The 20,633-nt window shown below is 66.8% G+C and carries 25 protein-coding genes and 1 other RNA gene; 11 read left to right on the forward strand and 15 right to left on the reverse strand.

Annotated features, from left to right (window positions below; translation table 11 throughout):
- Positions 1-92: 92 nt before the first annotated feature.
- The gene (gene petN / locus KBY77_RS02115) at positions 93-194 is read right to left on the reverse strand and encodes a cytochrome b6-f complex subunit PetN (protein ID WP_255092813.1); all 102 of its coding nucleotides are present in this window, start codon (positions 192-194) and stop codon (positions 93-95) included.
- A gap of 67 nt (positions 195-261) precedes the next feature.
- Here petN and clpS point away from each other — a divergent pair, with 67 nt between their 5' ends.
- Together clpS and KBY77_RS02125 are read left to right on the forward strand one after the other, a co-directional pair.
- The gene (gene clpS / locus KBY77_RS02120) at positions 262-552 is read left to right on the forward strand and encodes an ATP-dependent Clp protease adapter ClpS (RefSeq protein WP_255101937.1); all 291 of its coding nucleotides are present in this window, start codon (positions 262-264) and stop codon (positions 550-552) included.
- A gap of 107 nt (positions 553-659) precedes the next feature.
- Positions 660-941 (forward strand): DUF2103 domain-containing protein, encoded by a 282-nt coding sequence (locus KBY77_RS02125; protein ID WP_255101938.1) that lies wholly within the window; start codon positions 660-662, stop codon positions 939-941.
- Positions 942-945: 4 nt separating this feature from the next.
- On the opposite strand, the gene ssrS is transcribed toward KBY77_RS02125, so the two are convergent.
- From ssrS to KBY77_RS02140, 3 genes are all read right to left on the reverse strand, one after another.
- A non-coding RNA gene (gene ssrS, locus KBY77_RS02130) (6S RNA) lies at positions 946-1,128 on the reverse strand.
- Positions 1,129-1,134: 6 nt separating this feature from the next.
- Positions 1,135-2,391 carry a 5-(carboxyamino)imidazole ribonucleotide synthase gene (locus KBY77_RS02135; RefSeq protein ID WP_255101939.1) on the reverse strand — a complete coding sequence of 419 codons (1,257 nt, stop codon included), beginning with the start codon at positions 2,389-2,391 and terminating at the stop codon, positions 1,135-1,137.
- An 83-nt stretch (positions 2,392-2,474) separates the two neighbouring features.
- Complete coding sequence (locus KBY77_RS02140; protein ID WP_255101940.1) at positions 2,475-3,398, reverse strand: carbohydrate ABC transporter permease; 924 nt, start codon at positions 3,396-3,398, stop codon at positions 2,475-2,477.
- 21 nt (positions 3,399-3,419) lie between these two features.
- Between KBY77_RS02140 and recQ the strand changes: the two genes are divergently transcribed.
- The 3 genes from recQ to KBY77_RS02155 all read left to right on the forward strand — a co-directional run bounded on the left by recQ (position 3,420) and on the right by KBY77_RS02155 (position 6,770).
- Positions 3,420-5,264: a DNA helicase RecQ gene (gene recQ, locus KBY77_RS02145; protein ID WP_255101941.1), complete on the forward strand. Its 1,845-nt coding sequence runs from the start codon at positions 3,420-3,422 to the stop codon at positions 5,262-5,264.
- Between the two features lie 34 nt (positions 5,265-5,298).
- On the forward strand, positions 5,299-6,486 hold the full coding sequence (gene aroB / locus KBY77_RS02150) for a 3-dehydroquinate synthase (RefSeq protein ID WP_255101942.1): 1,188 nt from the start codon (positions 5,299-5,301) through the stop codon (positions 6,484-6,486).
- Between the two features lie 68 nt (positions 6,487-6,554).
- Positions 6,555-6,770, forward strand: coding sequence for a Nif11-like leader peptide family natural product precursor (locus KBY77_RS02155; protein WP_255092820.1), 216 nt, complete (start codon positions 6,555-6,557; stop codon positions 6,768-6,770).
- Positions 6,771-6,960: 190 nt separating this feature from the next.
- Here the strand turns inward: KBY77_RS02155 and KBY77_RS02160 are convergent, their stop codons facing one another.
- The 11 genes from KBY77_RS02160 to KBY77_RS02210 form a co-directional block, all read right to left on the reverse strand.
- Complete coding sequence (locus KBY77_RS02160; protein ID WP_255101943.1) at positions 6,961-7,569, reverse strand: DOMON-like domain-containing protein; 609 nt, start codon at positions 7,567-7,569, stop codon at positions 6,961-6,963.
- Positions 7,566-8,699 carry a phosphotransferase enzyme family protein gene (locus tag KBY77_RS02165; RefSeq protein WP_255101944.1) on the reverse strand — a complete coding sequence of 378 codons (1,134 nt, stop codon included), beginning with the start codon at positions 8,697-8,699 and terminating at the stop codon, positions 7,566-7,568. Before KBY77_RS02165 ends, KBY77_RS02160 begins: the two co-directional genes overlap by 4 nt.
- Positions 8,692-8,973 carry a hypothetical protein gene (locus KBY77_RS02170; RefSeq protein ID WP_006171565.1) on the reverse strand — a complete coding sequence of 94 codons (282 nt, stop codon included), beginning with the start codon at positions 8,971-8,973 and terminating at the stop codon, positions 8,692-8,694. The genes KBY77_RS02165 and KBY77_RS02170 overlap by 8 nt, the downstream gene beginning before the upstream one ends.
- A 46-nt stretch (positions 8,974-9,019) precedes the next feature.
- Positions 9,020-9,271 carry a hypothetical protein gene (locus KBY77_RS02175; RefSeq protein WP_255101945.1) on the reverse strand — a complete coding sequence of 84 codons (252 nt, stop codon included), beginning with the start codon at positions 9,269-9,271 and terminating at the stop codon, positions 9,020-9,022.
- Between the two features lie 35 nt (positions 9,272-9,306).
- The gene (locus KBY77_RS02180; protein ID WP_255101946.1) at positions 9,307-10,338 is read right to left on the reverse strand and encodes a lytic transglycosylase domain-containing protein; all 1,032 of its coding nucleotides are present in this window, start codon (positions 10,336-10,338) and stop codon (positions 9,307-9,309) included.
- 80 nt (positions 10,339-10,418) lie between these two features.
- Positions 10,419-11,147 carry a VIT family protein gene (locus KBY77_RS02185; RefSeq protein ID WP_255101947.1) on the reverse strand — a complete coding sequence of 243 codons (729 nt, stop codon included), beginning with the start codon at positions 11,145-11,147 and terminating at the stop codon, positions 10,419-10,421.
- Between the two features lie 79 nt (positions 11,148-11,226).
- Entirely contained in the window at positions 11,227-12,015 is a 789-nt protein-coding gene (locus KBY77_RS02190; RefSeq protein ID WP_255101948.1) for an ABC transporter permease, read from the reverse strand.
- On the reverse strand, positions 12,015-12,803 hold the full coding sequence (locus tag KBY77_RS02195; RefSeq protein ID WP_255101949.1) for an ABC-2 family transporter protein: 789 nt from the start codon (positions 12,801-12,803) through the stop codon (positions 12,015-12,017). The genes KBY77_RS02190 and KBY77_RS02195 overlap by 1 nt, the downstream gene beginning before the upstream one ends.
- Positions 12,800-13,777, reverse strand: a complete 978-nt coding sequence (locus tag KBY77_RS02200) for an ATP-binding cassette domain-containing protein (protein WP_399212083.1) — start codon at positions 13,775-13,777, stop codon at positions 12,800-12,802. The genes KBY77_RS02195 and KBY77_RS02200 overlap by 4 nt, the downstream gene beginning before the upstream one ends.
- A 51-nt stretch (positions 13,778-13,828) precedes the next feature.
- Positions 13,829-14,254, reverse strand: coding sequence for a hypothetical protein (locus KBY77_RS02205; RefSeq protein WP_255101951.1), 426 nt, complete (start codon positions 14,252-14,254; stop codon positions 13,829-13,831).
- Between the two features lie 19 nt (positions 14,255-14,273).
- Complete coding sequence (locus tag KBY77_RS02210) at positions 14,274-14,780, reverse strand: pentapeptide repeat-containing protein (protein WP_255101952.1); 507 nt, start codon at positions 14,778-14,780, stop codon at positions 14,274-14,276.
- Between the two features lie 39 nt (positions 14,781-14,819).
- On the opposite strand from KBY77_RS02210, the gene KBY77_RS02215 reads away from it, so the two are divergent.
- The 6 genes from KBY77_RS02215 (at position 14,820) to secD (ending at position 20,633) form a co-directional block, all read left to right on the forward strand.
- Positions 14,820-15,242 carry a YraN family protein gene (locus KBY77_RS02215; protein ID WP_255101953.1) on the forward strand — a complete coding sequence of 141 codons (423 nt, stop codon included), beginning with the start codon at positions 14,820-14,822 and terminating at the stop codon, positions 15,240-15,242.
- A 515-nt stretch (positions 15,243-15,757) separates the two neighbouring features.
- The gene (rsmA, locus tag KBY77_RS02220; RefSeq protein ID WP_255102065.1) at positions 15,758-16,618 is read left to right on the forward strand and encodes a 16S rRNA (adenine(1518)-N(6)/adenine(1519)-N(6))-dimethyltransferase RsmA; all 861 of its coding nucleotides are present in this window, start codon (positions 15,758-15,760) and stop codon (positions 16,616-16,618) included.
- The gene (gene ispE / locus KBY77_RS02225) at positions 16,611-17,621 is read left to right on the forward strand and encodes a 4-(cytidine 5'-diphospho)-2-C-methyl-D-erythritol kinase (protein WP_255101954.1); all 1,011 of its coding nucleotides are present in this window, start codon (positions 16,611-16,613) and stop codon (positions 17,619-17,621) included. Before rsmA ends, ispE begins: the two co-directional genes overlap by 8 nt.
- Positions 17,618-17,932 (forward strand): DUF3082 domain-containing protein, encoded by a 315-nt coding sequence (locus KBY77_RS02230; RefSeq protein ID WP_255101955.1) that lies wholly within the window; start codon positions 17,618-17,620, stop codon positions 17,930-17,932. The genes ispE and KBY77_RS02230 overlap by 4 nt, the downstream gene beginning before the upstream one ends.
- A gap of 201 nt (positions 17,933-18,133) precedes the next feature.
- Complete coding sequence (locus KBY77_RS02235) at positions 18,134-19,117, forward strand: pyruvate dehydrogenase complex E1 component subunit beta (protein ID WP_255101956.1); 984 nt, start codon at positions 18,134-18,136, stop codon at positions 19,115-19,117.
- A gap of 1 nt (position 19,118) precedes the next feature.
- Complete coding sequence (gene secD, locus KBY77_RS02240; RefSeq protein ID WP_255101957.1) at positions 19,119-20,633, forward strand: protein translocase subunit SecD; 1,515 nt, start codon at positions 19,119-19,121, stop codon at positions 20,631-20,633.

Consider the following 20,633-nt stretch of genomic DNA (forward strand, 5'->3'; position numbering starts at 1 on the left):
AAAACCAGCAAAATTGTGGCTGTCAACGCCAGGACATTGGTGCTGGAGAGGGGAAAGTCAGGCATCCGGGTGAGGAGTGGGCCCTGGGTCGATCAGAAATTGATCGTGCCGTCGCCATTGCGTCCCCAGACCACCATGGCGATCGAGAAGCTGAACAGTGCAGCCAGGGAAGCCCAGGCGAGGGAGATGAGCATGGGGTCGCCCAAGCAACGGTTGTGCAGAGTTTACCTAGTGTGGGGTCGACTCAGACCCCGCTCAACGATGGCAGCCTCGGGAGTTCAGACGATCCCGGCCGGAATCCGGCAACGGCAACGCTATCCAAATCTTCGGATAGTTGTTCTCGACGACGACGTCAACACGTTTCAACACGTGGTGAACTGCCTCGTGCGCTACCTGCCGGGCATGGGACCAGACCGTGCCTGGGAGCTGGCTCATCAAATCGACTCCGTGGGATCGGCCGTCGTCTGGAGCGGACCCCAGGAGCAGGCTGAGCTCTACCACCAGCAACTCAGTCAGGAGGGCTTGACGATGGCGCCTCTGGAGCGGGACTGATCACGCCATGGAGATCAGCGATGCTCGCGTCAGGGCCAGCGAGGAACAGCTTGTGCCTCACCGGCTTAACGGGCCTGCCTAGGGTTTGCGACCGGAGAGAAAGACCCATGGGCCGGGTGGTGATCACCCACAGCACCTACGTGGAGGGGCTGATCCCGGTACTCAAAGTTCTGGCTCAGGACGAGGGCATCGACACGATCACCCCGGCCGTGATCAGTCGCGTCAAGGGACACAGCCCTCGCCTGCGACTGCGGGTGTCGGTTCCGATCAACGGGGGGTACAAGCTGCTGGCCCGCCGCGGCAGCACCGCCCAGGAAGTGTTCGTGCTGACCAACTGGCCAAAGGAGAAGCTCCAGGAACGCCTGGAGCTTCTCTGTCTCAAGGGTTGAAAAGGGGTGAACCGCCGTGCCGTCTTGCCCCAGTGTTCGACCTGGTAGTACCAGAGGGGTGATCAAAGTGGGGCTTCGTTTCCGGCAACGAGGCCGGTGTACGTCACCGTCACGACAGACCACCCACGTCGAAGAGGGAGTCAGATCAGAAAACTGTGAAAGGCAGTCACCAACACAGCAGTCCTCGCAAACTCTAAGGGGTACGAGCCGGTGGGAGTGGCCAGATCGCCCGTACCTCAGCCAATCGCAGTGATGCCTCACGGACCCGCTCGGCCGCACCTGAGGCCTTGAGCTCCACTGTGAGGTGACCCAGCTTGCGCCCGGGCCGGGCCAGACGTTTGCCGTACCAGTGCAAATGGACATCGGCAAGGGCCTCCAGGGCCTGGCGTTGCCTGGCGTAGGCCGCGGTGGAGGTCTCGAAACCAAGCAGGTTCACCATCAACGCGCCGCGCATGGTCATGGAGGTGTCCCCCAGGGGCTCTCCCGAGACAATGCGCACCTGCTGGGCGAACTGACTGGTGAGACACGCTTCGATGGTGTAGTGGCCGGAGTTGTGGGTCCTCGGCGCCAGCTCATTGATCAGCAGCCCCGAGGGTCCGTAGAAGAATTCGATCGACAGCACTCCCACGTAATTGAGGGCGGCCAGCAGCGAGGCCGCCACATTGCGGGCGCGGGCCTCCACCGCCTGGCTGGCGGCAGCGGGGGCGAGCACCCAGTCGCAGACCTGATCGTGCTGGTGCGTCTCCACCAAGGGGTAGCACTGAACTGCGCCGAAATGATCGCGGCAGGCCACCAACGCCAACTCCTGCTCGAAAGCCACGAACTCCTCCAGTAGCCACAGGCTTGGATCCACCGCCTCGATCAGGGCCTCCAGCTCCGCCTGACTGCGGATCACCCGGGTGCCGCGCCCGTCGTAGCCACCCCGCACAGCCTTTGCCATCAACGGAAAGTCGAACCCGGCCGGGAGCCGGGGCGGCTGGGGCAGAGCCGGCTCCGCCGCTTCGCCGGCGCCGTCACGGACCCCGGCCAGAGCAGGATCACCCTGCTCTGCTGGGGCCGGGGCCGGGGGAGTGAGCATCTGCTCCAGCGGGAACCAGCGCGGCGAGGGCAGGCGCAACCGCTCCAGCAGCTGGCGTTGGCGGCGCTTGCAGACCAGATCCGCCAGGGAATCGAGCCGGGGAATGAACACCACGCCCTCCTGCTCGAGCGGAGCGAGGGAGTCGAGATCGAGCCATTCGTTTTCGAAACTGATCGCAGATGTCCTCTGGGCCAGGCTGCGGGTGGCCGCCAGATCGTCCAGCGCTGCCCGCACCACGCTGGTGGCCAGCCGTGCGGCCGGATCGGAGAGTTCCGGGGTCTGCACATGGAGCTCAACTCCCTGCTCCCGTGCCGCCGCCGCCAGCATCCAGGCCAGTTGGCCGCCCCCCACCACGCCGATACTGCCGCCCATCGCTGACCTCACGGACCACACGGCACCGGGCCGCGCGCCAATTCAGCAGCTTGCCACTCCCCTGACCATCAGCCTTGACTCCCTCAGCTGAAGCCCTTCTCGCCCGCGACCAGGAAGCGCAGCAGGCTGAAGATCATCACGATCAGGAACAGGGCCAGACCCACCGTGCAGGCATAGCTGATGTCCAGCTCCGAGAAGGCCTGGTCGTAGACGTAATAGACGATGGTGCGGGTGGAATCGGCCGGCCCCCCCTGGGTCATCAGATACACCTCCTCGAACACCTTGGTGGCGGCGATGGCTGAGATCACCCCCACCAGAGTGAGGTAGGGCCGGAGCAGCGGCAGGGTGATGTCGAGATGTCGCCGCCAGCCCTCGCTGCCATCAAGGGCGGCGGCTTCGTAGAGCTCCGGGGAGATGCCCTGCAGGCCCGATAGAAAGATCACCATGTAATACCCCAGGCCCTTCCAGAGGGTCACCAGCATCACGGCAGGCAGTGCCAGCCAGGGGGTGGTGAGAAAGCCGATCGGCGTGAAGGCGTCCCCCAGCCAGGCGGCCAGCCAACCGTTGACCAGGCCGTTCTCGGCATAGAGCCAGCGGAAGGCGATGGCCGCCACCACGATCGACACCAGCACCGGCGTATAGAAGGCGGCTCGGAAGAGATGGATGCCGGGCAACTGGCGATTCACCAGCACGGCCAGGGTGAGGGAGCCGAGCACGATCGGTGGGACCACCCCAACCAGATAGAGGAAGGTGGTACCCAGCACCTGCAGGAACACCGGGTCGGCAAGCAGCCGCCGGATGTTGGCCAGACCGACGAAGCGCAGCGGTTCGCTCACATCCAGGCCGGTGGCAGTGAAACTGATCACCAGGGCCATCGCGGCCGGGATCAGCACAGAAACACTCAGCAGCAGCAGCGCCGGAGCCAGAAAGCCCCAGGCCGTGGCGCTGCGGCCCACCCTGATTCCCAGGCGGTGGGACGAAGGCGAAGCAGCGGGGGAACCATCCATGGGGCCATTGTGGGACGCACCATGACGAGTTTCACGGCCGTGCAGACCAGCTTCGGCGGCAGCGACCCGCTGCGGGTGCTGCGCGAGGTGTTCGGCTACGACCACTTCCGTGGTCCGCAGCAGGCGATCGTGCACCACGTGATCGCCGGCGGCTCCGGTCTGGTGCTGATGCCCACCGGTGGCGGCAAATCGCTCTGCTATCAGGTGCCGGCCCTCTGCCGAGAGGGACTGGCGGTGGTGGTGTCGCCCCTGATCGCTCTGATGGACGACCAGGTCCAGTCCCTGCGCCAGGCCGGGGTGCGGGCGGCGGCGCTGCACTCCGGCCTGGCGGCTGAGGCGTCCAGCGCCCTCTGGCGCAACCTTCTGCGCGACGAGCTGGATCTGCTCTACGTCTCACCGGAGCGGCTGCTGAACGGAGGTCTGCTGGAGCGGCTGCAGGAGAGGCCCCTGGCCCTGTTCGCCATTGATGAGGCCCACTGCGTCTCCCAGTGGGGCCACGACTTCCGCCCCGAGTATCTGCAGCTGGAGGCCCTGGCCCTGCGCTTTCCGCAGGTTCCCCGGCTGGCCCTCACCGCCACCGCAGACCCCCGTACCCGCAGCGAGATCATCCAGCGCCTGGCCCTCGAGCAGGGACGGGTGTTCCTGGCCAGCTTCGATCGGCCCAACATCCGCTACCTGCTGAGGCCGAAGCTGGAGGCCAAGGAACAGCTGCTGGCCTTCCTGGAGGAGTTCCGGGGCGACGCAGGCATTGTCTACGCCCGCTCCCGCAGCCGCGTCGACCGCTTCGCTGCCCTGCTTCAGGCCTCCGGCCACGATGCGGTGGCGTACCACGCCGGAATGGACGCCGGCCAGCGCTCCAGAGCCCTCAGCCGCTTCCGCAACGACAGTGGCGTCGTGGTGGTGGCCACGATCGCCTTCGGCATGGGTATCGACAAACCCGATGTGCGCTTCGTCGCCCATCTGGATCTGCCCAAGAGCCTGGAGGCCTACTACCAGGAAACCGGCCGGGGAGGGCGAGACGGCCTGCCGGCCACGGCCTGGATGGTGCACGGGCCAGGGGATGTACCCCAGCTGCGGCGCTTCATCGAGGACTCCGACGCCGAGGCCGCCCAGAAGCGGATCGAGCACGGCAAGCTCGATGCGCTTCTGGGCTTCACCGAAGCGCCGGGCTGCCGCCGCCAGGTGCTGCTGGCCCATCTGGGCGAAGTGCTGGCCGACCCCTGCGGGAATTGCGACCGCTGCCTCGAGCCCCAGGTGCTGGAGGACCGGACCGTGGCCGCCCAGAAGGCGCTCTCAGCGGTGTTCCGCACCGGCCAGCGCTTCGGGGCCGCCCATCTCACTGACGTTCTGCTGGGCGCCGACACCGCCCGGGTGCGCTCCCTGGGCCACCAGGATCTGAGTGTGTACGGCGTCGGCAAGGAGCTGGCCCGCGAGCAGTGGCGCACCCTGCTGCGGCAGCTCACCAGCCAGGGATGGCTGGAGCCGGTACCCGATGGCCGCGGCGGGCTGCGCTGGGGGGAGGAGACCCGGGTGCGTGCGCTGCTGCGGGGCGAGCTGACCCTGGAGCTGCCCGCCACGCCGGCGCGCCAGGAGCGCAGGCCGGCCATTGCGGCTGCTGCCGGGGCTTATGCGGAGGCCGAACCGGAACTGGTGGCGGCCCTCAAGACGTGGCGCCGGGAGCAGGCCCTGGAACAGGGGGTGCCCCCCTATGTGGTGTTCCACGACCGCACCCTGGTGGAGCTGGCGGCGCGGCGTCCGGCCGAGCTGAACGACCTGGCACAGGTGAGTGGCATCGGCGCGGCCAAGCTGGAGCGCTACGGCGAGGCGGTGCTGGCGGTGATCAAGGGATGGGGAGCCCAGACCTAGCCTGGCGAATGAGTCCGCCGTGTCGGCCCCGGTGATGATCCCCGCGCTTTCGATCGAGTCCACCGGGGCCGCCGGCCCAACGGCAACCGCCGGAGCAGCCGGTGCTGTCAACCCCATCCACACGATCGAGGTGGCCCTCAGCAGCCAGCCTTACCCCGTGGTGATCGGCGCGGGCAGCCTCGATCAGCTCGGCGCCCAGATCCGCTCCAGGGGAATGGCGGCAGCCACCAAGGTGCTGGTGGTGACCAACCCGGTGGTGGAGGGCTTCTACGGCCTCAGGGTGCTCGAGAGCCTGCGCCAGGCGGAGCTGGATCCCAGCCTGCTGGTGCTGGATGCGGGGGAAGATCAGAAAACACCCGCCAGTGTGGCTCTGATCCATGACGTGGCCCAGGCCCGGCGGCTGGAGCGGAGCTCCCTGATCGTGGCCCTCGGCGGCGGGGTGATCGGCGACATGGCGGGATTTGCCGCCGCCACCTGGCTGCGCGGCATCGCGGTGGTGCAGGTCCCCACCACCCTGCTGGCGATGGTGGATGCCTCGATCGGCGGCAAGACCGGGGTGAACCACCCCGGCGGCAAGAACCTGATCGGGTCCTTCCACCAGCCACTGCTGGTGCTGATCGATCCAAGCACCCTGGCCACACTGCCGGAGCGGGAATTCCGAGCGGGCATGGCCGAGGTGATCAAGTACGGCGTGATCGGTGATCCCCAGCTGTTCAGCGAGCTTGAAGCCGCCGAAGACCTCTCCAGCCTCAAGTCGGTGGGCGACACCCTGCTGCCCTGGCTGCTGGAGCGATCCGCCGCAGCCAAGGCTCGCGTGGTGGCCGCCGATGAGCGCGAAGGTGGCCTGCGCGCCATCCTCAACTACGGCCACACCCTTGGCCACGTGGTGGAGACCCTCTGTGGCTACGGCACTTACCTCCATGGCGAAGCAGTGGCGCTGGGGATGGTGGCGGCCGGCGACCTGGCGGTGGCCATGGGCCTCTGGAGCCCGGCCGATCAGCAGCGGCAGTGTGACCTGATCGCCAAGGCCGGCCTCCCCTTGCAGCTGCCGCCCCTTGAACCAGAAGCCGTGCTGCGCACCCTCCTGAGCGACAAGAAAGTGAAAAGCGGCCAGGTGCGCTTCGTGCTGCCCAGCGAGATCGGCAAGGTGCAGATCCACAACGACGTGGGGGCTGATCTGATCCGTGAGGTGCTCAGCTCAGGCAGCCCCAGGCCAGAGTGAACAGGCGCCTTCGTCCTCGCTCTCCAGGGGGGCCATGCTGGGGAGCCATCGCGCTCGGCCCGCCCGCCATGTCCCAGGAGCAACTCAGGGCCTTCCTCGCCAGGGTTCAGGACGATGGCGAACTCAGGCGGCAGGTGCTGGGTGCCTCCACCGCCGATGACGTGGCCAGGATCGCCGCCTCCCTGGGCTTCGATGTCTCCGGAGACGAACTGCTGCGGGCCTCCGGCAAGCGCATCGGCAGGGTGACGATCACCAAGCAGGACATGCCAGGCGAGTACAACTGACGGCTGTTCTGTTGTTGGAATCCGGATAAATAATTGGTTCGGGATTTGATGATGAATCCAGATGCAAAGATGGTGCTGGATCGGCATGTCACGATGACGATGCCTTCGGGCAGGGGCCTGGGGTGGTGGTTCACTCTGGGCCCTTCCACCTATCAGCCGCTCCGGCGGCGCCCCAGGCCAGGGACGCTGATCAGAGGCGCAGCAGCAGGCCATCGCGCCTGTGGAAGTCGGCTTCATCGCCGGGATGGGTAAGGGCCCAGTAGCTGAGCTGCCCTTGGCGTTGCTCGATCACCGCACACACTCCGACCTCAAGGCATGCTTTTGCGGCGCGAAGGTCGTCAGGCAGCGGCCAGGCCAGAGCCAGCTCGATCGACCCGGGCACAGACTTGAATTCGAAGGGCAACGCCTGCAGGCAGGGCTCGTTCTCCATCCCCTGGCGGTAGCTGCTGAAGCGGTAGACGTTCCAGTGGCCAGTGGGCGAAAGGTTCACTTCCCTGTACACCGGCTCACCTGCCGCCGCGATGAACAGCTCGAAACAGGTGCTGCGCCAGAGATCATCCCGGCGCTCGGGCCGTGATGAGGGCGCAGCCAGCACCACCGACGCGAGATCACCGACCAGGCGCATGGCCAGCTCCAGGGTCCCCGCCCGCCGCCGGATCTGTCCCGTCAGCTCCAGGCCAGTTCCAGGGCCGGCAGGGCCGGAGACAATCGGGCCTGCCGGTTCACCTTCAGGCTGGAAGGGATGCAGGACAAACGACTGCCAGGCCACCTCAGGGTGCTCTGGGCAGGGTGCCTTCATCGGATCGCGGCCACGACGGCCTCGATCGCAGCCTGCTGTTGCTCGATGCTCTCGGTGAGCTGGAACTGAACCCGTGCCCGCAGCAGGTTATGGCCTCTGTATCGGGTCTTGAAGTAGACATCCCCAGCAAGATGATCTGTCAAAAAGCGCAAGCCCAGCTCAAAACTGATCAATCGGATCGCCACTACGATGTGGTCATAGTCAGCGGGAGTGAGAAAGGAGCTGGCCACGCTGCCATAGCCCCCAAGCAAGGCCTCGCAGAGGCCCACATCGAAGTGCACCGCCCTCCAGTCAGCTGTCTCCTCTCCCAGGGGATTGCAGGCTGAGCGCAGGCAGTCACCGATGTCGTAGTGCACCAGCCCGGGTTTGACGGTGTCGAGATCGACGAGGGCGACAGCCTGGTCTCCCTCCAGATCGAGCATGACGTTGTTGATCTTGGGATCGCCATGGATCGGGCGCTGGCGCAGGATTCCAGCGGCTTTGGCCTGCTCAAGCACGGGCACCAGGGAGCGTCGCTGCTCAACGAAGGCCAGACAGTCGCTGATCTCAGGATCACGGGAGGGTTCCTGCTGGCCGCACACCTGATCAAACTGGTTCAGGTAGGTGGGGGTGATGTGGAACCCCTCCAGGGTGTCGGCCAGGCTCTCAACGGGCAGATCACTGATCAACCGGTGAAACATGCCCAGGCCGAATCCGATTTCACGGGCATGGCCGCTGTGGCCGATCCGCTCCAGCGATTGGGCCCGCTCCACGTAGCCCAGGGCCCGCCAGAAGCTGGGGCCTTCCCACACCCAGGGGCGGCCGTCAGCGCGGGCCTGGAACACCCGAGGCACCTCCCAGCGTCGCCCGGCCAGCTCGCTTGGGGCCTCACGCAGCCGTCTGGCCACATGATCGCTGAAGGTCACCAGGTTGGCCATCACCAGTTCGGGACTGGCGAAGACCTGGGTGTTCACCCGTTGCAGCACAGCGGCGGGGCGGGGAGGATCCCCCAGCCGCACCAGATAGGTGTCGTTGACGTTGCCGTGCCCCAGGGGTTCGATCCCGCTGATATGGCCGCCCAGATCGAAGCGCTCCGCAACCGCCCGGAGTACCAAGGCGTGCTCGTCGCTGGGAAGCGTCGAATCACTCATCGGCGGGGATGAGCACGGTGGTCTGCAGGCTGTCGGTGCCGAGATGGTCGGTGATCACCCAGATGCACAGCCCCTGCCCCAGGTTGTAGACACTGCGCAGCCGGCCGCACTGGTGGTAGGCCGCCAGCGTGTTGGCCCTGGCATCACGGGCATCCACCTCGCCCCAGTCGCCGCGGCGATGGCGGGCCACCAGGCGCTGCAGCGTTTCCAGATCCAGCCATTCCCGCACCTGCGGGCAGACGTGCACGGGACCGAGCACCAAACGTGCGCTCATCTGGTCAGTCCACCACAGCACCAGCGGCTACGGCTCCAGCAGATCCTCAAGGGCGGCCTGAGTCGGCGGCGGATGCCCCCGCCAGACTCGGCATCACCGCGCTGATCTGACCCACCCCGAGGGCCAGCACCAGAAAGCACACCACCAGAGCGGTGAGGCTGCTCAACGACACCGCCAGGGACTCGGCCTCGCCCGGCGACGAGGTCTTCACCACCACTGCCATTGGCATGCCTGCGATCCCAGGGGCCACTCTGATCCCGAAGTCGAGGCCGAGGGTCAAACCGACAAGCTCCTTCATTCCAGCGGGTTATGGGCGGCTCAGCCATCGCCAACTCAGCCACCACGGTTGGCCGCAGGCGGAGCGCTGGACGGGAAGCGCTGGAGATAGAGGGCCACCGGAATCGGTTTGGTCTGGGAGTAGCCCACGGGCAGCCAGAGATCACCTGCGTTGGAGGCGAAGTGGATTTCCCAGTGGTAAAGGCCGGTGTAAGCAGCGGGATCCTCGCGCAGCAGGGCGGCGTAATGGAGAACGGCCTTGCCGTAATAGTCGCTGTTGTTATACCCCCAGAGCCCCTTGCGAATGTCCTTCAGCCCACCTCGGCGCACCAGGTAACGAGCGGCAGCATGGATGGCGTCATGGGGGTCGCGGATGTTCCCCTTGCCGACGCCTTGCTGCGCCCAGGTTGTGGGCAGGAACTGCATCGGCCCGCGGGCGTCAGCCACCGACACCCCATCGATGCGGCCCATTCCCGTTTCCACCAGATTGACTGCTGCCAGCACTTCCCAGTCGATGCCGGTGGCTGTAGCCGCGCTGCGGTAGTAGCGCAGCAGATTCTCCGCCGGCTCCGGCGCCACGATCCGCCAGGCCGGCAGGGTGGCACTCCCCGGGCCGCGACGGCGCATGGAGAGGAAGGCCCGGCGGGCCCCCAGGTGATGGTCGAGCACCGCTTGCCAGCGGGGGGGAAGGCGCCGCCGCACTTCCTGGGCCTGGACCTCTCGCTCCGCCAGCACCCGAAGAATCACCTGGTGCTGGTGGCCCAGGGCAGGCAACGATTCAGAAGAGGTTTCAGGCGAGCGCAGGGCTTCTTCGAGCGACACCAGCAGCTCTGCCACGACCTGGGGATCGCTGGGTACGAGCGGATAGTGGCGACCATCGGCCGCCAGGGGCAGGCTCGGGTCAGAGGGCAGCAGCACCATGACTGGAGCCGGGGGGGGCTCTGGGGCTGAAGCGGGCGGAGAGGGCGCCTCGACGGCCGCCAGGACGGGCCCCGGCAATCGCGGCGCGAACGCCGCGTGGGCGCCGATCACAAGCAACGGCAGACCCGCCAGAGCGAGCAGAGACCAACGACGGTGGGGAGCTGTCATGGCGGTAACCGGTGGCTGGTCGCAGGCAGGACGTTATCGGTGTAGGCGTTGATCTGAGTCGCTCAGTCGATCTGACTCGCTCAGGGGGAGACCCCCAGCAGGGTGCCGATCAGGGCTGTGGCCCCCATCGCCAGCGCCCCCCAGACGGTGACTCGCAGGATGGCTGTCTTCAGCTTTGCGCCACCAGCCTGGGCGGAGACCCCACCCAGGACGCCCAGGAACAGCAGCGAAGTGAACGAGACCCCCACCACGATCCGGGAGGCGGGAAGCAGGGAAGCCGTGACCAGGGGCAGCGCCGCGCCGATCGAGAACATTGCCGCCGAGGCGAGGGCCGCCTGCACCGGCCGGGCTGCCAGAGCATCGGTGATGCCGAGCTCATCGCGGGCATGGGCGCCGAGGGCATCGTGGCTGGTGAGCTGCAGCGCCACCTCATGGGCCAGCTCTGGCTCCAGACCCCGATGCACGTAGATGCCGGTGAGCTCGGCCAGCTCCGCCGCCGCGTCATCAACGAGTTCCTGACGCTCCCGGGCCAGGTCGGCCTGCTCGGTGTCGGCCTGGGAACTGACCGAAACGTATTCACCGGCCGCCATCGACATCGCTCCGGCCACCAGTCCCGCTGCTCCGGAGAGCATGATCGCGGCGTGGTCGGCCTCAGCCGCCGCCACCCCCACCAGCAGGCTGGCGGTGGAGACGATGCCGTCATTGGCCCCGAGCACGGCAGCACGCAGCCAGCCCACCCGGGACGTGCGGTGCTGCTCCTGATGGTGCCCCCCATGGCCGTGGAGCCGGCCTTCTCGTTGATTTACCACGGGTTTCGCCGCCGGAGCCAAGGGGAGACCGCACCACGGCCAAGGTCTCATTGTGATCCTTCCGGCGTCACCATCTCTGTCAACTGGATGCCGAGGTGTAGTAGCGCAGGGCATGGCGCCACAAGCCACGGCTGAGACCCAGGGACACCATCGCCATCCCCAGGCTCGCCAGCATCCAGGGGATGGTGGCGCGACCCAGGATCGCTTCCGCCGGAACAGTGGTGAGGAAGGCCACCGGCAACACCAGGGTGAACAGGGTGCGCAGGGCAGGGGGATAGGCGCTGACAGGAAAGCGGCCGGCCACCAACGTGCTGCGCAGCACCTCGGTGGCATTCCAGACCTTCACGAACCAGATACTGGTGGCCGCCAGCACGAACCAGAGGCTGTAGAGGATCAGGGCGCTGCACAGCAACAGCAGGGTGGTGCCCAGCAGGGTGAGAAGCGATGGGTTGGCCCCCGCTCGTCTCGCCGCCAGCACAATCAGCGCCAGTCCCGCCAGCACTCCTGGCAGGCCCCAGGGGGAGAAACTCCGGGCCGAGAGCCAGAACTGACTGTCGATCGGCTTGAGCAAGACGAAATCGAGGCTGCCGGTGCGCACATGGTTCACGATCGCCCCCAGGTTGGGCTGGAGCAGGGTGCTGGTGAAGCCGTCGAGCAGGGTGTAGATCCCCAGCACCACCAGGGCCTCGTCCCAGCTCCAGCCGCCAAGGCCATGGCCCCGGCCATAGAACAAGGCCAACACCACCACGCTGCCAGCCAGGTTGCCCAGCACCGAGAGCAGCTCGATCAGCGCATTGGCCGGATACTCCAGCTCGATCGCCAGCGACGACGACCAGAACTCCCGCAGGGAGCGCAGATAACGGCCCATCAGGCCCCCATCGCCGCATAGCGCCGCAGTCCGGCGCGCCAGAGCAGCAGGTAGAGGGGAAGGAGCAGGGCCATCCAGGCGGCCAAGGTCGCCAGGCCCCCCAGCAGATCCACCTCGCCGCCGGAGAGCAGCCGGGCCGGAAAGTCGACCATCGAAGGAAAGGGAGTGGCCGCAGCCAGACGGCGCAATCCGGGGGGAAACGCCTCGAGCGGCGCCACCAGCCCGGAGAGGAACAGGTACGGGATCAGCAGCAGGCGATCCAGGGCCGCCGCTCGCTCGCTCCAGAAGCAGGCCATGGTGATCACCGACTGCAACAGGAAGCGCAGCAGAAAGGCCAGGTGGATCACCAGCAAGCCCAGCAACCAGGTGGAGGGCGGCGGCCAGCCGCTTGCTCCCGCCCCAAGCAGCCAGACCGCCAGCACGATCGCCAGCACGAAGGGCACCCGGGTGGCCTGCTCGGCGATGTGGGCAGCCAGATAGCGCCAGAAGGGATGGAGCGGTTGCAGCAAGTAGGGGGAGAGGCGCCCCTGCAGAGCGTCCTCCTCGAAGACATGGATCACCCACACCACAGTGAACTGACGCACGACGAAGGCCGCCAGGAAATAGCGGCTCAGCTCCGCCGGGCTGAGGCTGAGATCAGCGGCCGCAGCGGCACCGCTCCAGAGGGCCAGCATGATCAGGGGCAGGAGGCCGGAGAGGGCCCAGAGCGCGATCTCGGCGCGGTACTCGAGCATGTAGGCGTACTGAACCGAGAGCAGCACCCGCGCCAGCCGCAGCGTCCGGTTCATGCCACCGCTCCCTCACGGAAGAGGCGGCCGATGATCTCCTCAACCGGCGGATCATTGACCTCAAGATCGAGCACCGGAAAGGTCAAGAGCAACCGGGAGATGGTTCCCGTGAGCTGATCCCTTGACACCAGCAGCCGCACCCGGTGGCCCGCCAGAGATTCGAGTTCGCCGAAACCACGGAAGGCCTCCGGCGGATAGACCGCCCCAAGATCGCAGCAGACTTCCCGGTAGGGAGCGAGCTGCTGGGTCAGCTCCTGCAGGCTGCCGTCGTAGAAGAGCTGGCCCTGATGAATCAGTAGCACCCTCTGGCAGAGCGCAGTGATGTCGCCCATGTAGTGGCTGGTGAGCAGCACCGTGGCGCCGGTGCGACGGTTGTAATCGGCGAGGAACTCACGCACCCGCACCTGGGCATTCACATCCAGCCCGAGGGTGGGTTCATCGAGAAAAAGCACGGAGGGGCGATGCAGCAGCGCTGCCAGCAACTCCGCCTTCATGCGCTGGCCGAGAGAGAGCTTGCGTACCGGCCGGCGCAGCTCCTCCCCCAGCTCCAGCATCTCGGCCAGTTCGTCGATGCGGCGGCGCGCTTCGGCCTCACTGATGCCATACACCGCCGCATTGACCCGCAGGGAATCGAGCGGAGGCAGATCCCAGATCAGCTGCTGCTTCTGGCCCATCACCAGGGTGATCGTGCGCAGAAACGCCGCCTGGCGGCGAAAGGGCCTGTAACCGGCCACCTCCACCTCCCCGGCACTGGGCTCGATCAGGCCGGTGAGCATCTTGAGGGTGGTGGTCTTGCCGGCGCCATTGGCGCCCAGGAAGCCCACCACCTCGCCGGACTCGATCGTGAAGCTGACGTCTTTTACGGCCGGGATGTCCTTCAGCCGGCGGGCGAAGAAATGGCGCAGGGTTCCTCCCAGACCCGGCTGCTTGTCAGCCACCCGGAAGCATTTACCAAGCCCGCGGGCACGGATGATCGCCATCTCAGAGCGGTCCCCAGCGACGGGCGGTTGCCATATCGCCGTCGCTCAATCCTCTCCCTCGTCTTCCAGCAGCAGGGAATGAAAAGCGGTGTAGAGATCGGCGTGCTCCGCCGCCAGGCTGGGGTCAGCCCTGGGGGGAGTGCTGCGGCCGGGGCCTGATCGCCGGCTGGGCTGGCTGGCTGGGCTGGCGGCCTGGCCGGCCTGAGCGCGCCGCTCACTTCCCTGCTGGGCCGAACGGCTTGCCTCGAGGCCGCGCAGACGCTCCATCAGGTGGGGCGGAACGTTGCCGTCTGGGCTCACCTGCATCAGCTCGCGGAAGAGCTGCTCAGGGTCACGCTCCAGCTCCACCTGGTGGCGTTGCTCACTGGCCCTGGGCCTGGCACTGGCAGGCGGCACCGGTGCAGGCAGGGGCTGGGGCAGCTGCCGGCCCAGCTGGCGGAGGCGCTCGAGGCTGTGGGCGTCGAAGCTCATGGCAGCAGGGGCTTTGGGGTCAGGAACAGCCGAGGGTGTCGCGGGTGGCACGGCCCGTGACGGGGTTGGTGCCGCTGGCGATGGCACACAGGGACGTGAGCACATCCGCGCGCAGGGGCACGTTGGTGAAATCTGCCCCCTCGATCGCCACGTTCACAAACTTGGTGTTGAACGCAAATGCATCCTCCAGCACGGCATCGCGCAGGTCGGTGCCTTCAAGCACCGCCGAATCCAGGGTGGCCTCGCGCAGGTCGACACCATGCATGTCGGCATCCTGAAGCTTGGCGCCAAACAGGCTGGCATTGCGCAGATCGGAACCGGAGAGATTGGCGTCGCGCAGGTTGGTGAGATTGAACGTGACGCCCCGCAGGTCGGCGTCGTGGAAATCAGCGCCGATCAGCACCTGTTTGGCGTAGTCCATCGCGGCAGTGGCCGGAGCAGCCTGCAGCAACAACAGCAGCGCCAGCAGGCCGCAGCCCATCCAGGCCACCAAGCCCGAGACCAGGGAACGCAGCGAGGCAGCCATGACATGGACGAGACAGCAAGGGAACCCTAGGAAAAGCCGGTGACCAGACCCTTGCTCCAGAGCAGAACGCAACGCGCCAGAAGCCGCAGCGCCCTGCCTGGAGTCTGGGCTGAGCAGCGCGCCTGGCGACTGCTGCGACAGCGGGGCTGGCGGCTCCTCGCCAGCCGCTGGCGTTGCCGCTGGGGGGAGCTGGACCTGGTGGTGACCAAGCCTGGCCGACTGCTGCTGGTGGAGGTGAAGGGCCGCCGCCGCTGCGGCGCCGATGGCTGGGGGGTGGCCGCCCTTGGAGCGATCAAGCGGCGGCGGCTGGCCAGGGCCCTGAGTTGCTGGCTGGCCGAGCACCCGGAGCAGGCCCAGCTGCCTCTGGAAGTGGTCTGTGCCCTGGTCCCCCTGCCGCCAGCGGGCGGTGCGGTGCGCTGGCTGCGGCTCGAAGCACTCACCGCAGCTCAGGGGAACGGCTGAGAACTCGCTGGCCCATGCAGCGGCAGAATGACTCCCTGTCAGAGACCTGCCGGCTGATCTGTTGGCTGATTTATTGGCCGATCTGCTGGCTGATCTGCTGGAGGACCAGTGCGCTGCTCGATTGGCGGCTGGCTGAACTCCACTGTGCAGCGGTAGCGGAAGTTGCCAATGCCCACAGTCATCTCCTGACAGCGGTGCCGGCCCGGTATGGCCCCCTTCGGCACCAGTTGCCGGGCCCGCTGAAGCGCATTGCCCCTATCCCAGACCGAGTCAGCGCTGACGCTGCCGGAGCGGGCCGGCGCCAGCCCAACCAGGCAGGGCAGAACGGCGGCCAAACAGCCCAGCCACCACGGCAACCACCGAACCAGGAGAGAGCTAGAGCTGGGGAAGCGGACGGGGCGGATCGAAGGACTGATGAGAACGGGTGCCATCGCAGCCGGGCAGGTCTGTGAGCCAGAGATAGCCAGAGATCAGCCGCCCGGCCGGGCAATCTGGAAGGCCCGCCAGTCATGCCCATGTCCTTCGGGGGCCATCACACCCGCAAGCGCTTCGGTCAGCACTGGCTGACCGACGGCAGCGTGCTGGAGCGGATCGTGGCGGCAGCGGAACTGCAGCCGGGAGAGCGGGTGCTGGAGGTGGGCCCGGGCCGCGGAGCCCTCACGGAACGGCTCCTGGCCACATCACTGGCAGAGCTCCATGCCATCGAACTCGACCGGGACCTGGTGGCCGGCCTGCGCCACCAGTTCGCTGACGACAAACGCTTCCAACTGCTGGAGGGTGACGTGTTGCGCCTGGATCTACCAACGACGGAGAAGGTGGTGGCCAACATCCCGTACAACATCACCGGTCCGTTGCTGGAGCGGCTGGTCGGCCGGCTTGACCGCCCCCTGGCCAGTCCCTATCGGCGGCTGGTGCTACTCGTGCAGCAGGAAGTGGGCGAGCGCATCCGGGCGGTGGCCGGCAGCAGCGCCTTCAGCGCCCTGAGCGTGCGCCTCCAACTGCTGGCGCACTGCCGCTCGGTCTGCGCTGTGCCACCCCGCTGCTTCCAGCCGCCACCGCGGGTGATGTCGGAGGTGATCGTGCTCGATCCCCTGCCGCCATCCGAGCAGCTGGATCCGGAGCAGGCCGGGCGGCTCGAAGGCCTGCTCAAGCGATGCTTCGCAGCCCGTCGCAAGATGCTGAGGAACAGTCTGGCCGGGCTCTGGCCCGAAGGGGAGCTGAGCGAGCGGGCCCAGCGGGCTGGGGTCTCCCTCCAGCAGCGGCCCCAGGAGCTCTCCCCCCAGCGCTGGGTGGAGCTGACCCGCCAGCTGTACCTCTCGCCACAGAGCCCACGTGAGTCGATCTCACCCATCCCCGATCCAACCGCCCATGGTTGACCCGTTCTCAGCGGACACCCGCTCGGCCCCCCTGCTGGTGGAGGCTCCGGCCAAGATCAACCTGCATCTGGAAGTGCTCGGGCTGAGGACCGATGGCTTCCATGAGCTGGCAATGGTTATGCAGAGCCTCGATCTGGCCGATCGCCTGGCCATCGAGCCCCGAAGCGATGGGGCGATCGTGCTGCGCTGCCACGACAGCACCCTTCCCACCGACGGGAGCAACCTGGTGGTGCGGGCCGCCCAGCTGCTCAGGCAGCACACCGGCCGACCGGAGCTTGGGGCCACGATCGAGTTGGAGAAGCGCATTCCGATCGGCGCCGGCCTGGCCGGCGGCTCCAGCGACGCAGCCGCTGCCCTGCTGGGCCTGAACCGGCTCTGGGGGCTCCAGCTCGGCGACTGCACCCTGCAGCAGCTGGCGGCGGAGCTGGGTTCGGATGTGCCCTTCACCCTCTCCGGCGGCACCCAGCTCTGCTTCGGCCGGGGTGAAATCCTCGAGCCGGTGCCCCTGTCCGACGCAGGTCCGCGCGCCCTGGGACCCCAGGGGCCCGAAGAGCTGGGGGTGCTGCTGATCAAGGACCCGGCCGCCAGTGTCTCCACTCCATGGGCCTATGGCCGTTGCCGTGAGCTGCGGGGAGACTTCTATCTCGAATGCGAGAGCGACTTCGAACAACGGCGGCAGAGCCTGCGCGATGGAGCGCTGCTGGCCGCTCTGCATGGGGAGAGAGCCCTGCCGCATCTGCGCAACGACCTGCAGGCGGTGGTGGAGCCGGAGCAGCAGAGCGTGCGAACGGGGCTGGCCCTGCTGCGCCAGGCGATCGATCCCCTGGCGGTGGCGATGAGCGGGTCAGGGCCCAGCCTGTTCGCCCTCTTCGCTGGACTGGCGCGGGCCGAGGCAGCCCGTGACCAGCTCAGGGATCTCCTCGCCGATGGAGGATTCGAGGTCTGGTGCTGCCGCTGCCGCAGCATGGGGGTGAGGATCGTGCAACCAGACCAGGCCCCATGAGTACTCCGGAGCCAACAGAGTCCCAGCCAGGCGCCCCGCGCAAGGGACCACTCAGTTTCCTCTCCGGCGCCCTCACCAGTGGGCTGCTGGCCTGGGTCTGCCTGGGCCTGAGCGTGCGGGTGGTGGATTGGTACAGCCTGCATCCGCCGCACTACAGCAAGGCCTTTGCCCAGAGCATCGGCACGGCCATGAAGACGCTGGTGGTGGGCATGAGTTTTCTGGCCACCTTCACCTTTGCCTTCGTCGCCCTGGGGCTGAGCCTTGTCTTCATTCGCAGCTTGCTGCCGGTTGAAAAGGGCGAGGCTTCCTAAGCTGACAAAGAGCCTGACAAAGCCATGACTCCCCACGACCTCGGCCTGCTGGCCCTGTTGCTCTCTCCTGGCATGCTGCTCTCGGTGCTGTTGCTGGCCACCTTCGCCGCCGGGGGCTGAGCCCGATCACCAACCGCCGGGAGCCGACGCCTGAGATAAGTTGGCCGCTCCACCGGCACTCGCCGGGTTCGCACACCGTCCGTGGCCGAGACCCTTCTCTTCAACGCCTTGCGCGACGCCATCGACGAGGAGATGGCCCGCGATCCCTACGTGTGTGTGTTCGGGGAGGACGTCGGCCAGTACGGAGGGTCCTACAAAGTCACCAAGGACCTCTACGAGAAGTACGGCGAACTGAGGGTGCTCGACACCCCTATTGCCGAGAACAGTTTCACCGGCATGGCCGTCGGTGCCGCGATGACGGGCCTGCGCCCGATCGTGGAGGGCATGAACATGGGTTTCCTGCTGCTCGCCTTCAACCAGATCTCCAACAACATGGGAATGCTGCGCTACACCAGCGGCGGCAACTACACAATTCCCACCGTGGTGCGCGGTCCCGGTGGTGTGGGGCGTCAGCTGGGGGCTGAGCACAGCCAGCGGCTTGAGGCTTATTTCCACGCCGTGCCGGGCATCAAGATCGTGGCGGTGAGTACCCCGACGAACGCCAAGGGCCTGATGAAGGCCGCCATCCGCGACAACAACCCAGTGCTGTTCTTCGAGCACGTGCTCCTCTACAACCTGAGCGAGAAGATTCCAGAGGGGGATTACATCTGCTCCCTCGACCAGGCGGAGGTGGTGCAGGAAGGCACGGACGTGACGATCCTCACCTATTCACGGATGCGCTACCACTGCCTCAAGGCGGTGGAGCAGCTGGAGGCAGATGGTGTGAGTGTGGAACTGATCGATCTGATCAGCCTTAAACCGTTCGACATGGACACCATCACCCGCTCGATTCGCAAGACCCACAAGGTGCTGGTGGTTGAGGAGTGCATGAAAACCGGCGGCATCGGCGCCGAATTGCTGGCCCTGATCACCGAGCACTGCTTCGATGATCTCGACGCCCGGCCCGTACGCCTGTCCAGCCAGGACATCCCCACTCCCTACAACGGCGCCCTCGAGAATCTGACGATCATCCAGCCCCACCAGATCGTCGCGGCGGCCCGCCAGCTCAAGGCAGGCAAGATCTGAAATGGCACGCCAGCAGGGGTTGTTTGCCCTGATCCTGGCCCTGGCGATCGCAGCCGGGGCCGTTCTTTTCAGCTTCCCCCTGCAGCTCGGTCTCGATCTGCGAGGCGGCAGCCAGCTCACCCTGCAGGTACTGCCGGCGGGCGCCATCAAAACGGTGAAGCGAGAGCAGCTGGAGGCCGTCAAGGAGGTGCTCGACCGTCGCGTCAACGGTCTGGGCGTGGCCGAATCCACCCTCCAGACCATCGGTGAGGACCAACTGGTGCTGCAGCTTCCGGGCGAGCAGGATCCCACCCGGGCCGCCAAGGTGTTCGGCACCACCGCTCTGCTCGAATTCCGCGCCCAGAAGCCCGGCACCGAGCAGGAGATGCAGGGGCTGCTGCGGCTCAAACGCCAGGCCCAGTCCGTGCTCGACCTCAGTCGGCGGCGCACCCCAGCGGATCCGGCTGAGCCCGTGGCCCCAGACCAGCCATCGGCTCCGGCCCCCAGCTTCCCCGCCGAGGATCTGGCCAAGGCCTTGCGGGAGCTCGGGGTGGCTGTGCCGGCAGGGGCCGGTGAAACCGAGCAGATCGAAGCCCTGCTCGATGAAGTGAACAAACGGGTGGTGGCCCTCTACGAGCCGGCTCTGCTCTCCGGCAAAGACCTGGTCAGCGCCGGCAGACAACAGCAGCAGACCGGCACCGGCTGGGACGTGACCCTGAACTTCAACCGCCAGGGAGGCGAGGCCTTCGCCAAGCTCACCCAGTCGATCGCCGGCAGCAACCGCCTGCTCGGCATCGTTCTCGATGGCCGCTCGATCAGCGAAGCCTCTGTGAGCCAGGAGTTCGCTGCGGCCGGTATCACCGGGGGGGCCGCCAGCATCACCGGCAACTTCACGGCCGAAGAAGCCCGCGACCTGGAGGTGCAACTGCGGGGCGGCTCACTGCCACTTCCTGTGAGGATCATCGAGGTGCGCACCGTCGGCCCCCTGCTGGGGGCTGAAAACATCCGCACCAGCCTGGTGGCCGCCCTTGCGGGCCTGGCACTGGTGGCAGTGTTCATGGTGGTGGTCTACCGGCTGCCAGGGGCTGTGGCCGTGTTGGCCCTCAGCCTCTACGCCCTTTTCAACCTGGCCAGCTACGCCCTGATCCCCGTGACCCTCACCCTGCCGGGCATCGCGGGCTTCATCCTCTCTATCGGTATGGCGGTGGACGCCAATGTGCTGATCTTCGAGCGGGTGAAGGAGGAGCTGCGCTCGGGCAACACCCTGATCCGCTCAATCGACACTGGCTTCTCCCTGGCCTTTTCCTCAATCCTCGATGGCCATGTCACCGGCCTGATCAGCTGCATTGCCCTTTTTGCACTCGGAACTGGCCTGGTCAAAGGCTTTGCCGTCACCCTCGGCATCGGTCTGCTGCTGAGCCTGTTCACCGCCCTTTCCTGCACCCGCGTCCTACTGCGCCTGATGATGAGTTACCCCGCCCTGCGGCGCCCCAGCTACTTCCTGCCCAGTCACCAGCTGCCCTCGACAGCCGCCTGA

This window comes from Synechococcus sp. Cruz-7E5 (assembly GCF_024345995.1).
GTDB lineage: Bacteria > Cyanobacteriota > Cyanobacteriia > PCC-6307 > Cyanobiaceae > Regnicoccus_A.